Here is a 13,160-nt window from a genome sequence, read left to right on the forward strand (position 1 = left end):
GAGGATGACCAGTCTAGCCACGAACGAGGAGCGAGCGCCATGGCTGAATATCGTCGGCGTGGGCGCGGAGGGGCTCGCCGGGCTGGCCCCGGATGCCCGCATGGCGCTGGACACGGCGGCGACGGTGATCGGCGGCGCACGGCATCTGGAGATGCTGCCGGAGCGGCCGGGGCAGGAGCGCCTGGTGTGGCCGTCGCCGCTGGAGACCGCGCTGGACTGGATCGAGGCGCGCGCCGGGCAGCCGCTGTGCGTGCTCGCCAGCGGCGACCCCTTCTGGTTCGGGGTGGGCGCGACCCTGATGCGGCGTTTTCCGGCCGCGCAGACCTGCGTCTGGCCGGCGCCCTCGGCGTTCAGTCTGGCCGCCGCGCGCATGGGCTGGCCGCTGCAGCAGACCCGCTGCCTGTCGGTGCACGGCCGGCCGATGGAGGCGCTGCGGCCCTGGCTGCATGACGGCGCGCGGCTGCTGATCCTGAGCCGCGACGGGGATACCCCGGCGGAACTGGCGCACTGGCTGACCGGGCTCGGCTTCGGCGATTCCACCCTGACCGTACTGCAGTCCCTGGGTGCGGACCGCGAGGCGGCGGTCCGCGAGCGCGCCGGGGCCTGGCCGGAGGTCGCGATCGAGGCGCTGAACACCGTGGCGCTGGAGTGCCGGGCCGATCCGGCGGCGCAGGTGCTGGCGGCCAGTGCCGGCCGGCCGGAGGCGCAGTTCGAGCAGGACGGACAGATCACCAAGCGCGAGGTGCGGGCGGTGGCGCTGGCCCTGCTGGCGCCCGGACGCGGCGAGCGGCTGTGGGACGTGGGCGCGGGCTCCGGTGCCATCGGCATCGAGTGGATGCTGGCGGATCCGGCCAACACCGCCGTGGCCATCGAGCCGCGCGCGGAGCGCCTGGAACGCATCGCGCGCAACGCGAGCACGCTGGGGGTGCCGACGCTGCGGTGCATCCACGGGCGGGCGCCGGGGGCACTGGGAGACCTGCCGCCACCCGATGCGATCTTCATCGGTGGCGGGCTGACCACGCCGGGGCTGGTGGAGCACTGCATCGGCCAACTGCGCCCGGGCGGGCGGCTGGTCGCCAGCAGCGTGACCGTGGAAGGGGACGCGGTGCTGGCGGCGGCGCACGAGCGCCACGGCGGCGAGCTCACGCGGATCAACGTCAGCCGCGCGGAGCCGCTGGGCGGCATGGCCGGCTGGAAGCCGCTGCGGCCGGTGACCCTGTGGTCGCTGCGCCGGAGCTGAGGGAAACGCCGAGCGGGGCGCGTGTCCGGGTGACCCCCGGGGTCGGCTTCGCCTCGGCCTGCACGGCCGGCGAGCTGGAGGCATTGGTCCGCGAGGTGCTGGCCGAGGCGCACGCCGTGTTGCGGGCGGGGGGCGGCGAGGCGATCGAGATCCGGCAGCTGGCGGCCCCGGGGCACAAGGGCGACAGCCCGGTGCTGTGGACGGCCGCGCGCGACCTGGAGCTGGAGCCGGTGTTCGCGTCGGCGGCCGCGCTGGCCGCGCGCGACGCTGCCTTGTCCACGGACTCGGCGCGCTCGCGTGCCGTCGCCGGGGTCGGTTCGGTGGCGGAGGCGGCGGCGCTGGCGGTGGCCGGCGACGGGGCGCGCCTGCTGCTGCCGCGGCGGCTCTCGGCACGGGCGAGCTGCGCGGTGGCCGTGCGGACGGTGAACGGGACAGACGGGAATTTCGAGGAGTTTTGATGACGGTTCATTTTGTCGGAGCGGGGCCCGGTGCGGCCGATCTGCTGACTTTGCGCGGGCGCGATCGTATCGCGGCCTGCCCGGTATGCCTGTATGCCGGTTCGCTGGTGCCGGAGGCGGTGCTGGAGCATGCCCCGGAGGGGGCGCGCGTGGTCAACACCGCGCCGCTGACGCTGGACGCAATCATGGAGGAGATCGAACGCGCCCACGCGGCGGGCCAGGACGTGGCGCGCCTGCACTCCGGCGATCTTTCGGTCTACAGCGCGCTGGGCGAGCAGATCCGTCGGCTGGAGGCGGCCGGGATCGATTACAGCATCACGCCCGGCGTGCCGGCATTCTCCGCCGCCGCCGCGACCCTGGGGCGGGAACTGACGGTGCCGGAGGTGGCGCAGTCGGTGGTGCTGACGCGCACGCCGGGACGGGCGTCCTCCATGCCGGAGCGCGAACGGCTGGCGAGCTTTGCCGCCACCGGGGCGACCCTCGCGATCCACCTGTCGCTGCACAATATCGAGACCGTGGTCGAGGACCTGCGGCCGCACTATGGCTGCGACTGCCCGGTGGCGATCGTGTTTCGCGCCAGCTGGCCGGACGAGAGCGTGGTGCGCGGTACGCTGGGGAATATCGCGGAACGGGCGCAGGCCCTGACCACACGGCGCTCGGCGCTGATCCTGGTGGGCCCGGCGCTGGACCCGGGCGATTTCCGCGACAGCGCGCTGTACGACCCGGCGCATGTGCGCCGTTACCGCGGCATGGACGGGGACTAAGCGGTGGCGCCCCTGATCTTCCGCAGGCAGGGATAACGCCGGTGGGTGTTGTGGGACACGGGGCTTTTCGCCTGCAAGCAGGCTCCCACATCGCCAGGAACCTGTAGGAGTCTGCTTGCAGGCGAAGGCGGTTTCTTCCCGATCAGGGTCACGGCAAGGGGCCGCCATGCGGCGGCCCCTTGGTTCCCGGCCGGTTTAGCGGCGGCGGTAGTTGTCGTGGCAGGCCAGACAATGGTGGCGCACGCCGTTCAGGGCCTCGGTGGCGCGAAGCTGGAAGTCTTCGTTCTCCAGGTCGTCGGCCGACTCCACCTTGCGCTGCAGTCGTTCGGCGGCCTCGCGGTAGGCTGCCTTGTACTCGGAGAACTCCGGGGCCTCCCAGGCCGCGGGCAGGGCCCCGGGTTCGCCGTCCCGCGCCGGTGTCTCGCGTGCGAACCAGGTTTCGATGTCGTCGGCGCGGCGCGCCAGTTCCTCGGCCAGACCGGGCAGACGTTCGGCGAATGGTGCGTCATAACGCAGGATCTGCTCGATGCTGCGGTAGGTGGCCGAGGTGCCCTGCATGCTCTGCTGACGGAAGCGCTGGAAGGCCTCGGTCGCATCCACTTTGGCCGGATCGTCCAGGGTCTCGTCATAGTCGCCCCAGGGGCCCGGCATTGTGACAGTGACCTCCGCGGTGGCCGGGCTGCCGGTGGCAGCCAGCAACAGGATCGCAAAGAGGATGGTTCTCAACGGGTGGTGGATCGGTTGCATCCAGTTCATGTCGATTCTCCCGGTCATTTCTCAGAAGCGGAACTGGTGCTGCAGGTGCAGCTCCCAGTCCGAGGTGTCGGTGTCGCGGTCCAGCCACATCAGTTGGGTCTTGTGCCGCTGGCCACGGTGATACCAGTTGAGGCCGGCACCCCATTCACGCTGCCAGCGCTCGTCAGTGCCAAGATCGTCGCCTGCGTCGTGGCGCAATACGGCGTGGCGCGCGGCGAACTCCAGTCCCTCCACCGGCAGCGACTGCGCCAGTTCCAGTTCGGCCCCCAGGTCGTGGTAGCTCGCGGTGCGGTCGGGGGAGACATCGCGGCGGAAGGCCGCCAGCGACAGCGAGGTATGGGCGAACTTGACCACCGCGTCGGCGGTGGCGGTGATCCAGTCGGCGCGTTGGTTGGCCACCGTGTCTTCGATGCCGCGGCTCCAGTCGCGCAGGTGGTTGCGGCTGGCGGCCTGTACGCCGGCGCCCAGGGCGACGGTGCGCTCCACGGCCTGGCCTAACGTGGTGTTGTCACGTGGGACTGCGCCGACCGGGGCCCACGCGCCGCGCGCGCTGAACAGGTGGCCGGATGTGGAGGGGCGATCGTCGCGCTGATCCAGACGCCCGCGACCGTCAAACACGCCGATGGCCCATGCCCGGTTGTCGCCGGCGCCGCCCAGCAGGGCGATACCGGTGTCGCGGCCGGCCGGAACCTCGAACTGGTTGCCGGCGATGCTCAGTTCGGTGAACAGGCGGTTGGGTCCGCCGATATCCCGCGACAGGCCGAAGGGGACCGTAAACTGGCCAGCCCGCAGGCCCAGGTGTTCACCCAGTGCGTACTGCAACCAGATGTCGCGCATGGACAGCTCGCCGCTGCTGAAATCCGGCTGCAGGCGGAAGCTCAGATCGGGGTGGAACAGGGTGCCCGAGGTGTCCAGCCAGGCACGACGGAAGTCGAATTCGCTGCTGGAGCCATCCGGGTCTCGTTCGTAGCTGTAGCGGCCCTGGATCAGCGGATCCAGGGTGACCTGCAGGCCGTCTTCCGCGTCGCCGAATTCGAAGCCGGCTTGTGCCGGCGCGATGCCCGCGGCCGTCATCAGGCACAGGGTGGCCAGGGCCGGGACGGCATGCTGTCCCGGTCGGAGATGGGTATGGTTCATTGTTGGGTTGCTCCCTTGGACGCGCGACCCCGCACGCCGTGGATGAAACGACGCCGGAAGCTGGACAGGGAGCAGGGGAGGCCGGGCGATGCGAGCACGCCGGACTGGCCCGCTCGGCCGCCCACCGCGGCGTCGGGTGTCGTCCAGGCCGGTCTCCGGACTCGCGAAGTGGATGCGCGATGCATCCAGGGCGGATCGCCTTCCCGCGGGCATCCCGGGGATGCGCCGCAGTGGCATTGGATCCGCCCGTCTCCGCCTACCGTTGCGGGGGCAGTGCCGGCCTTGCGAATGTCGATTCGCGCACCGGCTTCCCGATTATCCCCGGCGGCTGAGCGCCGGGGCACCTAGAGAGGGGCGAACCGTAATGGAGGGAAAAGGGGGGGTCAAGTTTGTCCGGGTATCCCGGGAAACGGTGTAGTGGGGGCGAACCCGGCTCCCCTGGAGGCTGATAATTGATGCAGATCATCTCCGGGGCGGATTTTGATCGCGACCAGGTTTCCGCGTCTGTAGGGTGGGTTTTAAGTGGTTTGGACCGAGTCTATTTCGGTTCGCGCCGATATCCGCTTCTCAGATGTCTGTTACTCATCTGTTACTCAAGGGAGACCTGTATGAAAACGCTTTCCGGATTCCGCATGACGGCGCTGGCGGCTTGTGCAGCCGTCGCGTTCGGGGCCGCAGCCCCGGCCGTGGCCGATACCGACTATTCCGAATACCGCGACGTGTTCGAGCCGCTGCCGGCGCTGCCGCCGATCCCGGCGGACAACTCGATGACCAAGGAGAAGATCGAGCTGGGCAAGATGCTGTTCTTCGAGCCGCGCATCTCCAGCTCCGGCGTGATCTCCTGCGCCACCTGCCACAACCCGGCGCTGGGCTGGGCGGACCGCATCCCGCGCGCGGTGGGCCATGACGGCCAGGTTGGCGAGCGCAATACCCCGACCGTGCTGAATTCCGGCTTCTTCACGGCCCAGTTCTGGGATGGCCGCGAGGACGATCTGGAAGGCCAGGCCCTGGGCCCGATCCAGGACGCGATCGAGATGGCGATGCCGCTGGAGGAGGCGATCGCGCGCCTGGAGGAGTTCAACGAGTACCAGGAGAAGTTCGAGGCCGCCTATCCCGATTATGACGGCGACAACGTGATCAATACCGACCACGTGGCCAAGGCCCTGGCGACGTTCCAGCGCACGCTGAACACCCCGAATTCGCCGCTGGATCGCTGGCTGGTCGGGGACGAGGGTGCGATGAGCGAGCAGCAGATGCGCGGGATGAAGCTGTTCGCCGATAACGGCTGCGTGGCCTGCCACAGCGGACCGGCGTTGACCGACAGCAACTTCCATCGCATCCAGGTGCCGGGCTCGGAAGACAAGGGCCGCTATCTGGTCACGGGCGATGAGGCCGACAAGTTCGCGTTCAAGACCCCGACGCTGCGCAATGTGGCGCTGACCTACCCCTACATGAACAACGGCGAGACCGCGACGCTGGACGAGGCGATCCGCATCATGGGGCAGGAGATGCTGGGCATGGAGTTCAGCGATGACGAGGTCGCGGACATCGAGGCCTTCATGCACGCACTGACCGGCGAGATGCCGCGCTTCGATATCCCCGCGCTGCCGTAACTGGCCGCACTGGGATCGGGTGTTACAAGCCCCCTCCGGAGACGGAGGGGGCTTTTTCGTGGGTGCGTTTATTCGACCGTGATAGTGATCTTTTCGGACACAACCGGTGGGTCGAAGCTAATGTGGCGGTAGTCCATGAACAGCAACTGCAGGGTGTACTCGCCGGGTTCCAGTTCCAGCTCGCCCTCGGTCTGTCCACCACCGAAATGACGCTTGTGGTCGGAGAAGGGCAGCGAGGCATCCAGGTCCACCTCGTCGAGTGGCTTGTTCACCAGCAGGTGGTGGTGGCCGGTGTTGTCCATCTCCACGCCGGCCGGCGCGACACCCATGCCGCGCAGGCCCATCTGGACACGCACTGGACTTTCGAGCGTTTCGCCATCCTGTGGACTGATGAAATAAACCTCGGCCCCGTCCGGTGGCGCAATGCGGTCGGTCGCCATGGCATTCCCGGCCAGCGCCAGGCCGCCGGTCAGTGCCAGTAACGTGGAAAGTCGGGTGAGCGTGGGATTCATGAAGGCTCCTTTGGCCCGCGTTCGGGCATCCGTGTGGTCCCAACTCCAGTATAGACCGCGGTCCCTGCGGCAGCCCCGCGGCGTTCTGCTACCCTAGGCGCCTTCAAATTCCACCTTCCTCAGGAACGAGTGCTTCGCATGACTTTTCGTACCCGTTTTGCCCCCAGTCCGACCGGCTATCTCCATATTGGCGGTGCCCGCACCGCGCTGTTCTCCTGGCTGTATGCGCGTCACCACGGTGGCGAGTTCGTGCTGCGCATCGAAGACACCGATCTGGAGCGCAGCAATGCGGAATCGGTCAACGCGATCCTTGAGGGGATGAACTGGCTGGGGCTGACTTACGATCACGGGCCGTTCTATCAGACGGAGCGTTTTGATCGGTACAAGGAGGTAATCGACCAGCTGATGGCCGCAGGTCACGCCTATCGCTGCTACTGCACGAAGGAAGAGTTGGATGCGATGCGCGAGGAGCAGAAGGCGCGCAAGGAAAAGCCGCGCTACGACGGTCGCTGCCGCGCGCGCACCGAGCCGCGCGAGGGCGTGGAGCCGGTAATCCGTTTTCGCACGCCGGACGAGGGGGTAACCATCGTCGACGACATGGTGCGCGGCAAGGTCGCGTTCCAGAACAGCGAGCTGGACGACTTGATCATCGCCCGCTCCGACGGCTCGCCAACCTACAACCTGACGGTGGTGGTCGACGACATGGATATGGGGATCACCCATGTGGTCCGTGGCGATGACCACTTGAACAACACCCCGCGCCAGATCAACATCCTGAAGGCGCTGGACGTGGAACCGCCGCGCTACGGCCACCTGCCGATGATCATGGGCCCGGACGGTGCCAAACTGTCCAAGCGCCACGGGGCGGTCTCGGTGATGCAGTACCGCGACGAGGGCTATCTGCCGGAGGCCCTGCTGAATTATCTGGTGCGCCTGGGCTGGGCCCACGGCGACCAGGAGATCTTCTCGGTGGACGAACTGGTGCGCCTGTTCGATATCGAGGACGTCAACCAGTCCGCCTCGGCGATCAACCCGGACAAGCTCCTCTGGCTCAACCAGCACTACATCAAGACCCTGGACCCGGACCATGTGGCGTTGGAGTTCGGCTGGCACCTGGGTCAGTTGGGTATCGATCCGTCCAGCGGCCCGGCGATGCGCGACGTGGTGATCGCTCAGCGCGAGCGGGCGCGTACCCTTCGCGAGATGGCCGAGAACAGCGTGTACTTCTACCGCGAGTTCGAGGACTACGACGAGAAGGCCGCGCGCAAGCAGCTCACCGCCGAAGCACTCCCGGTGCTGCAGACGCTGCATGACGGTTTCAGTGCGCTGGGAGCCTGGGAGAAGGAGCCGCTGCACGAGGTCGTGGTGCACACCGGCGAGCGGCTGGATCTCAAGCTGGGCAAGGTCGCGCAGCCGCTGCGTGTGGCCCTGACCGGCGGCACAGTATCGCCGCCGATCGACGACACCCTGGTGCTGATTGGGCGTGAGCGATCACTGGCTCGGATCGAGCGGGCGCTGAAGAAAATTTCGGCGGAAGCGGGTTGACACTCCAGGGGGTGCTGGCTACAGTACGCGCTCGCCTGACACGGGGCCATAGCTCAGCTGGGAGAGCGCCTGCATGGCATGCAGGAGGTCGGCGGTTCGATCCCGCCTGGCTCCACCAAATTCGGGTGTAAGCGAGTTCACCGATGCATCGTTTTGGGGTTATATCCATCTGGGTGGGTCTGGTGATTGCAGTGGTTGGGCTGTTCGGCGGTTTCGGGCTGATGTTCACCGGGGAGCAAACCTGGTCCAAGCCCCTGATTGCGGCGGTTCCGATCGGATTTCTTCTGGTGTTTACTGGTGTTGTAACCACGATCATTTATCGTGAGACCGCCGGAGGTCACAGAAGCGGCCGGCCCCAGGGCCCGCCAAACTAGCAACAAGACGTTGCCTCTGCGTCCCCATCGTCTAGAGGCCTAGGACACCGCCCTTTCACGGCGGCGACCGGGGTTCGAATCCCCGTGGGGACGCCATTATTTCGAGAAGGCCCGAATCGAAAGGTTCGGGCCTTTTCTTTTGTGCGCGCCGGTACCCGTGCTGGCGCGGGACCGGTTCAGGCGAGCTGCGGGTTTTGCTGCAGCGCCTGCTCGGATGGGTGTCGTCGGGGGATGATGCAGTGGTTGATGCGCAGGAGTTCGCGTTCGCTCCACTGGCGCCAGACGTCATCGCGAGCAAAGCGGGCATAGTCGAGCAGGGTTAATCGTTCGATATTCGGGTTGCCGTGGTCGTGGGCCAGACGTCGTGCCCGCTCCAGCTCCTGCCAGCCCTCGTTGTCGGTGCCGTCGCTGCGTTCCAGTAGCGCATGCGCCCGCAGTCGCCGGATGGCGGGTTCGAAGCCGTGATCCCCTCGTTTCAGGCAGTTGGTCAGTGTATCGGTGGCGATCTGCAGGCGTTCCGAGGGCTTGGCGCCGGTTGCATGCAGGGCGTCGAGCAGGAAGAGCTGAAAGATGGTGCTGACGCCATCCATGATGTGGCGCAATGCATCTGCCTGTTCCCGGAGTGGCGCCACAGCCGAGGGGTCGCCCTGGCGCGCGAGGGCCCAGTGCTGTAGTGCCAGGCCTGAGGCCCGCCAGAGGGGATAGTCATAGTCCTCGGCAATCGCGAGCGCGCGGCGGGCGGAGGTCAGGGCTTCGTCAGGGTCGTCGGCGAAGAAGCCAAGCGCTGCCCGGAAGGCGTAGACAAAGGCCTCGGTGGGGCGGTGTTCCAGCGCTGTGGCCTCGGCGCAGGCCGCATCCATTTCATCCCACGCGCGAGCGTGGTTGCCGAAGAAGAGGAGCGTCCAGGCCATGAAGCCGCGTGAGCTGATCGCAGGGTTTTCGGTGTGGCGCGCGACCAGGTGTGGGTGGTCGTCTTCGCGGTACAGGGCGAGCGCCTGGGTCTGGTGTTCCAGCGCCAGCGGCAGCTGGCCACTCCAGAAGTGCGTGTTGCCTTGTACATAGTGAGCGGCGATCCGTAGCAGGCGGTCGTTCGACTGCTCTGCGACCTGTTCCATGTCGTTGGCCAGGCGGTGGGCTTCATCAAAGCCATGCCAGGATCCGGCACCGTGCCAAAGTCCCCAGAGCACACGGAAGTACTGCACCGCGTCTCGCTGGGGCGCGGTGATGCCCAGCGTACGCTCAAAGATCGCGTGCACCGTGCGCGAGCCGTATCCCAGCAAGGCGAGGTTTGAGGCACCCAGTCCGCCCAGGGCTCGCTGGGTCTGCGCATCGCGTTCTTCCGACGGTTCCCGCTCACCCAGCTCGCGATCGAGGCAGCTGAGCGCGTCTTCGAAGTAGTGCGAGGCCTCCAGCAGCATGCCCCGGGCGAACGCCGCCTCTCCCGCCTCGAGCCAGGCGGGCACCGCCTCCTCCACACGCCCGGCGTGATAGAGATGGCTGGCCACCTGGCCCCAGTCGATACTGCTTGTGCCTCCATCGTCACGCAGGAGATCGGCCAGGCGGCCGTGAAGACGCGTTCGTTCGGCCACCAGCATGGATTCGTAGGCGGCCTGCTGAAACAGCGCGTGACGGAACCGGTAGCGCACACCGTCCAGGACGCCGACCGGCTCGATGAATCCGCGGCCGGTGAGGCGGCTGAGCTGGCGGCGGATCACGTCGGCCGGCTGCTCCAGGAGGTGACTCAGGATGCGCGTATCAAAATCGCGTCCGATTACGGCCGCGGCGTGGGCCAGGTCACGCGCGGTCCCGGTTTGTTCCAGACGTGCCACCAGCAGATTAGCCAGCCCGGGCGGCAAGGTGTCGGGCAGGGTCCCGGTGCGCGCCGCTTCGAGGGTGTAGCGCGTCAGCTCCTCGAGAAAAAGCGGGACGCCCTCGCCGCGCTCGATGAGTTGTTCGCGCAGGTGTGTCGTCAGGCGATGCTGGGTGTCGCAACGCTCGATGAGTTCATGTGCAGCCTGGTCGGGCAGGGCGTGCAGTCGCAGGTGCTCGAGCGGGATATCGCGCCAGTTGGAGCGAAAACTCATGCGGGCCGTGAGCAGGGTCAGCAACGGGCGGTCATGCAGGCGCTGATACAGGCGTCGGAGGAATTCGGCCGTGCCGGAATCCATCCAGTGCAGGTCGTCGCAGATCAGCAGGATGGGGCCTCGTTGGGCTCGGCGCCGGGCGAGTTCGACGAGGACGTCAATGATGTGATCCCGGTCGAGACCCTGCGCGGCCAGTGCTTCGAGGCCGTTGCTGTCCGGGTGTGTGAGCCAGTGCGCCAGGGCGTCGGCGATGTCCGCATCGAGTGACCGAGCGGTGCCGAGGGCACGTGCCAGTCGGCGCTGGCGGCTGGCATTCATGCTGCCGAGCCCAAGCCAGGTGGCGAACGCTTGACGCACGGGCGTCAACAAGTGCCGCGCGCGGTCCTCGCGGCACTTCAGCAGGAAGCGCGAGCGCGCCTGGCCGCGGATGCGCTCGTCGAGGTGTCGTGCGAGACGGCTCTTGCCCAGGCCGGCTTCACCCTGAATCAGTACATAGTGTGGTTTGTGATGTTCGAGTGTCTGGCGCCAGATCATGTGCAGGCGCTCAAGCTCCTCTGTGCGTCCTGCCAGAGGAGTGAGGCCACCTCGGGCGTGCTGGGCATCGACGCGATCCAGGGGGCCGGGGTCGCCGGTGACGCGCTGGCTTCCTTCGAGTACTCCCGTGCCTGCGTGAGGGCTGAACAGAAAATACCCCGAGACGCGCTGGTGCACGGATGGCGAGACCACGAGCGTCCCCGTGTCGGTCGAACGTGCCAGAGCCTGTGCGCGCTGGCTGAGCAGGCCAGCGGGGTCGGGGGTGTCCGGGTCGACCCCGGTTACGATGAGGTCGGTATCGACGCTTATGCGCAGCTCGCAGTCGCTCGGGGCTGTTTGCAGGACTTGCCAGGCGGCGTGGACGGCATCGACGGTGGCCTGCTCGCGACCTGCAGGATAGCCAAAATAGGCGAGGAGGCCGCTGCCAGGGGCCCGAACCACATGCCCCCGATGGTTCAACAGGACCAGGTCCAGTTGCTCCAGGGTGTGTTGCATGCGTTCATTCTGCAGCTCGACGTCAAGCTCGGCGTCCGCCTGGACCAGGCAGGCCACAACGGTGACCCGGCGGCGCTCGGCACGCAGAGAGGCTGTTTCGGGTGTGGCAGTAGAAGACACCGTTGCCGGTGTCTTTGGTGTTGGGGCCAGGATTTCGTCGCGGGTTCGCACCAGCAGGTGGCCAGGGCCATCGACCGCCTGGCGCTCCAGGCGGCCAAAGTGTTCCAGCGCCCGCTCGCGGTTACCCATGCCGGCCAAGGTCAGCATGACCAGGCGGTGCAGGGCCTCTTCATGGGGCTCCATCGCCAGCAGTCGCTGGAGTTCGGTGAGCAGGGCTTCGGCGTCTGCGGAGTGGCAGAGATCGTCGAGATTTTCCTCGATCAGGAGGAGCAGCTGGGACCAGTAGTGGTCGCGCTGTGTCTGTGCCCAGGCGGCGAGCTCGGGGAGATCCTGGAGTGCGCGCACGGGATCAAGAAAGGGGCCATGGTAGTGGCGGATACTCGCGAGAGTTTGTGCGGCCAGTTCGTTGCAGCTCAGGTGGCTGCGGTCGGCCCGCAGGCGGTGCAGGGCGAGGAAATCGATCTCGGTGCCGGGCTGAAGCTGGAAGTGGACGTAGCGCGGTGTGGCCTCGAGCAGGGCGGCGGGCGGATCCGGCAGTTGCCGCCGCAGTTGAAATAGCCCCTGGCGCAGGTTGACACGTGCGCTGTCGCTGTCCAGCTCGGGCCAGAACAGGTGCGCCAGTTCCTGGCGTGGCACGCGCCGTGGGCATTCGGCCGCCAGGTAGGTCAGCAACAGCCCCAGCTTGGTGCCGGACAGGGCGGGCACATCACGGCCCTCGACCCGCACGCCGACTGTGCCGAAGGTCGTGATCTCCAGATGAGCCAACCATCCCCCCTGTCGCAAACGCCGGGCGCATGCCAACGGGCGTCGTCGCCGCTGTTGCCGATGCCCGGGTGGTTATTGCGTGTCTTGCCCGCGCTGTCTGGCCGCGAGACGAAATCACCCGGATTGTACCGGGATTTGAGGTGCTGGGTCAGTCGATCCGGATAGTGGTGTATCCCTGCTGCTCGTAGCCCATGATGGACAGGAAGGTGTTGCCCACCAGATTGACGCCCGGGATCAGGTCGTCCTGGCCGAGATCGAAGCGACGGGTGGCGATGTAGCAGGCCTCCATGTGGACACCATCCAGCTCCTGGATGTCGGCCAGGCGGTCATGGATGTGGCGTACCGCCGATACGTCCTCGATCTCCAGGTGGTCGGTGTCGCGTGCAATCAGCGCGGCGGCACCACCGCGAAACGCGAACACCATGTTCGGTTCCAGACCCTGGCGCACCATGTCCTCGTGGGTCTCCTCGATAACGCTCAGCCGGGCAATCAGGCGTTCGGGATCGCCAATGGTGATGTCCCAGAGGATCTGGCCGTGTTCGATGCCTGCGAGTGCACGCTCGTCGGATGGCTTTTCCGCCGCCACCGGACCCGTGAGCAGGAAGGCCAGCAGGACAGTTCCGATCATGCCGATCAGCCGGTATTTCATGGCGAGCTCCTTGCCGACCCAGAGCCGGTTTCTGCGGTGACTATGCCTCAAGTTTAGGGCATGGGGACCCGTGTGCACACGAGTTCCCATGCCCAGCCTGCTTCGGGGGGCCGG

11 protein-coding genes, 2 tRNA genes and 1 riboswitch are annotated in these 13,160 nt (G+C 67.1%); of the genes, 8 read left to right on the plus strand and 5 right to left on the minus strand.

All coding sequences use genetic code 11. The annotated features are described in order from the left end of the window. Positions 1-4: 4 nt before the first annotated feature. From F467_RS0106365 to cobM, 3 genes are read left to right on the plus strand one after another with little or no spacing between them, the layout of a single operon-like run. A complete protein-coding gene (locus F467_RS0106365) occupies positions 5-1,240 on the plus strand; it encodes a bifunctional cobalt-precorrin-7 (C(5))-methyltransferase/cobalt-precorrin-6B (C(15))-methyltransferase (protein WP_018138726.1) in 1,236 nt (411 codons plus the stop codon). Between the two features lie 29 nt (positions 1,241-1,269). Next, complete coding sequence (locus F467_RS0106370; RefSeq protein WP_018138727.1) at positions 1,270-1,698, plus strand: cobalamin biosynthesis protein; 429 nt, start codon at positions 1,270-1,272, stop codon at positions 1,696-1,698. After that, on the plus strand, positions 1,698-2,462 hold the full coding sequence (cobM, locus tag F467_RS0106375) for a precorrin-4 C(11)-methyltransferase (RefSeq protein WP_018138728.1): 765 nt from the start codon (positions 1,698-1,700) through the stop codon (positions 2,460-2,462). The genes F467_RS0106370 and cobM overlap by 1 nt, the downstream gene beginning before the upstream one ends. 195 nt (positions 2,463-2,657) lie before the next feature. Here the strand turns inward: cobM and F467_RS0106380 are convergent, their stop codons facing one another. Both F467_RS0106380 and F467_RS0106385 read right to left on the minus strand, forming a co-directional pair. Next, complete coding sequence (locus F467_RS0106380; RefSeq protein WP_018138729.1) at positions 2,658-3,218, minus strand: cytochrome c; 561 nt, start codon at positions 3,216-3,218, stop codon at positions 2,658-2,660. Positions 3,219-3,239: 21 nt separating this feature from the next. Beyond that, a complete protein-coding gene (locus tag F467_RS0106385; protein ID WP_012982223.1) occupies positions 3,240-4,355 on the minus strand; it encodes a porin in 1,116 nt (371 codons plus the stop codon). Positions 4,356-4,483: 128 nt separating this feature from the next. Continuing rightward, positions 4,484-4,718: riboswitch (cobalamin riboswitch) on the minus strand. A gap of 269 nt (positions 4,719-4,987) precedes the next feature. On the opposite strand from F467_RS0106385, the gene F467_RS0106390 reads away from it, so the two are divergent. Beyond that, positions 4,988-5,968: a cytochrome-c peroxidase gene (locus F467_RS0106390; protein ID WP_018138730.1), complete on the plus strand. Its 981-nt coding sequence runs from the start codon at positions 4,988-4,990 to the stop codon at positions 5,966-5,968. Positions 5,969-6,036: 68 nt separating this feature from the next. On the opposite strand, the gene F467_RS0106395 is transcribed toward F467_RS0106390, so the two are convergent. Next, entirely contained in the window at positions 6,037-6,480 is a 444-nt protein-coding gene (locus F467_RS0106395; RefSeq protein WP_018138731.1) for a DUF4399 domain-containing protein, read from the minus strand. A gap of 138 nt (positions 6,481-6,618) precedes the next feature. On the opposite strand from F467_RS0106395, the gene gltX reads away from it, so the two are divergent. From gltX to F467_RS0106415, 4 genes are all read left to right on the plus strand, one after another. Continuing rightward, positions 6,619-8,025 (plus strand): glutamate--tRNA ligase, encoded by a 1,407-nt coding sequence (gene gltX, locus F467_RS0106400; protein WP_018138732.1) that lies wholly within the window; start codon positions 6,619-6,621, stop codon positions 8,023-8,025. Between the two features lie 42 nt (positions 8,026-8,067). Then, positions 8,068-8,143: transfer RNA gene (locus tag F467_RS0106405), tRNA-Ala, on the plus strand. Between the two features lie 25 nt (positions 8,144-8,168). Next, a complete protein-coding gene (locus tag F467_RS0106410) occupies positions 8,169-8,399 on the plus strand; it encodes a hypothetical protein (protein ID WP_012982227.1) in 231 nt (76 codons plus the stop codon). A gap of 20 nt (positions 8,400-8,419) precedes the next feature. Then, positions 8,420-8,495: transfer RNA gene (locus F467_RS0106415), tRNA-Glu, on the plus strand. An 80-nt stretch (positions 8,496-8,575) separates the two neighbouring features. On the opposite strand, the gene F467_RS0106420 is transcribed toward F467_RS0106415, so the two are convergent. Next, positions 8,576-12,397, minus strand: coding sequence for an AAA family ATPase (locus F467_RS0106420; protein WP_018138733.1), 3,822 nt, complete (start codon positions 12,395-12,397; stop codon positions 8,576-8,578). Between the two features lie 148 nt (positions 12,398-12,545). Then, positions 12,546-13,046, minus strand: a complete 501-nt coding sequence (locus tag F467_RS0106425; RefSeq protein WP_018138734.1) for a hypothetical protein — start codon at positions 13,044-13,046, stop codon at positions 12,546-12,548. Positions 13,047-13,160 lie beyond the last annotated feature (114 nt).

The organism is Thioalkalivibrio sp. ALJ12, from assembly GCF_000378305.1.
In the GTDB taxonomy this organism is placed as follows: Bacteria; Pseudomonadota; Gammaproteobacteria; order Ectothiorhodospirales; family Ectothiorhodospiraceae; genus Thioalkalivibrio.

What these genes read in the sequence shown, in the direction of transcription:
- F467_RS0106365 (WP_018138726.1), top strand. Translation starts at nt 5, where the DNA reads ATGACCAGTCTAGCCACGAACGAGGAGCGAGCGCCATGGCTGAATATC.
- cobM (WP_018138728.1), top strand. Translation starts at nt 1,698, where the DNA reads ATGACGGTTCATTTTGTCGGAGCGGGGCCCGGTGCGGCCGATCTGCTG.
- F467_RS0106380 (WP_018138729.1), bottom strand. Translation starts at nt 3,218, where the DNA reads ATGAACTGGATGCAACCGATCCACCACCCGTTGAGAACCATCCTCTTT.
- F467_RS0106385 (WP_012982223.1), bottom strand. Translation starts at nt 4,355, where the DNA reads ATGAACCATACCCATCTCCGACCGGGACAGCATGCCGTCCCGGCCCTG.
- F467_RS0106390 (WP_018138730.1), top strand. Translation starts at nt 4,988, where the DNA reads ATGACGGCGCTGGCGGCTTGTGCAGCCGTCGCGTTCGGGGCCGCAGCC.
- F467_RS0106395 (WP_018138731.1), bottom strand. Translation starts at nt 6,480, where the DNA reads ATGAATCCCACGCTCACCCGACTTTCCACGTTACTGGCACTGACCGGC.
- gltX (WP_018138732.1), top strand. Translation starts at nt 6,619, where the DNA reads ATGACTTTTCGTACCCGTTTTGCCCCCAGTCCGACCGGCTATCTCCAT.
- F467_RS0106410 (WP_012982227.1), top strand. Translation starts at nt 8,169, where the DNA reads ATGCATCGTTTTGGGGTTATATCCATCTGGGTGGGTCTGGTGATTGCA.
- F467_RS0106425 (WP_018138734.1), bottom strand. Translation starts at nt 13,046, where the DNA reads ATGAAATACCGGCTGATCGGCATGATCGGAACTGTCCTGCTGGCCTTC.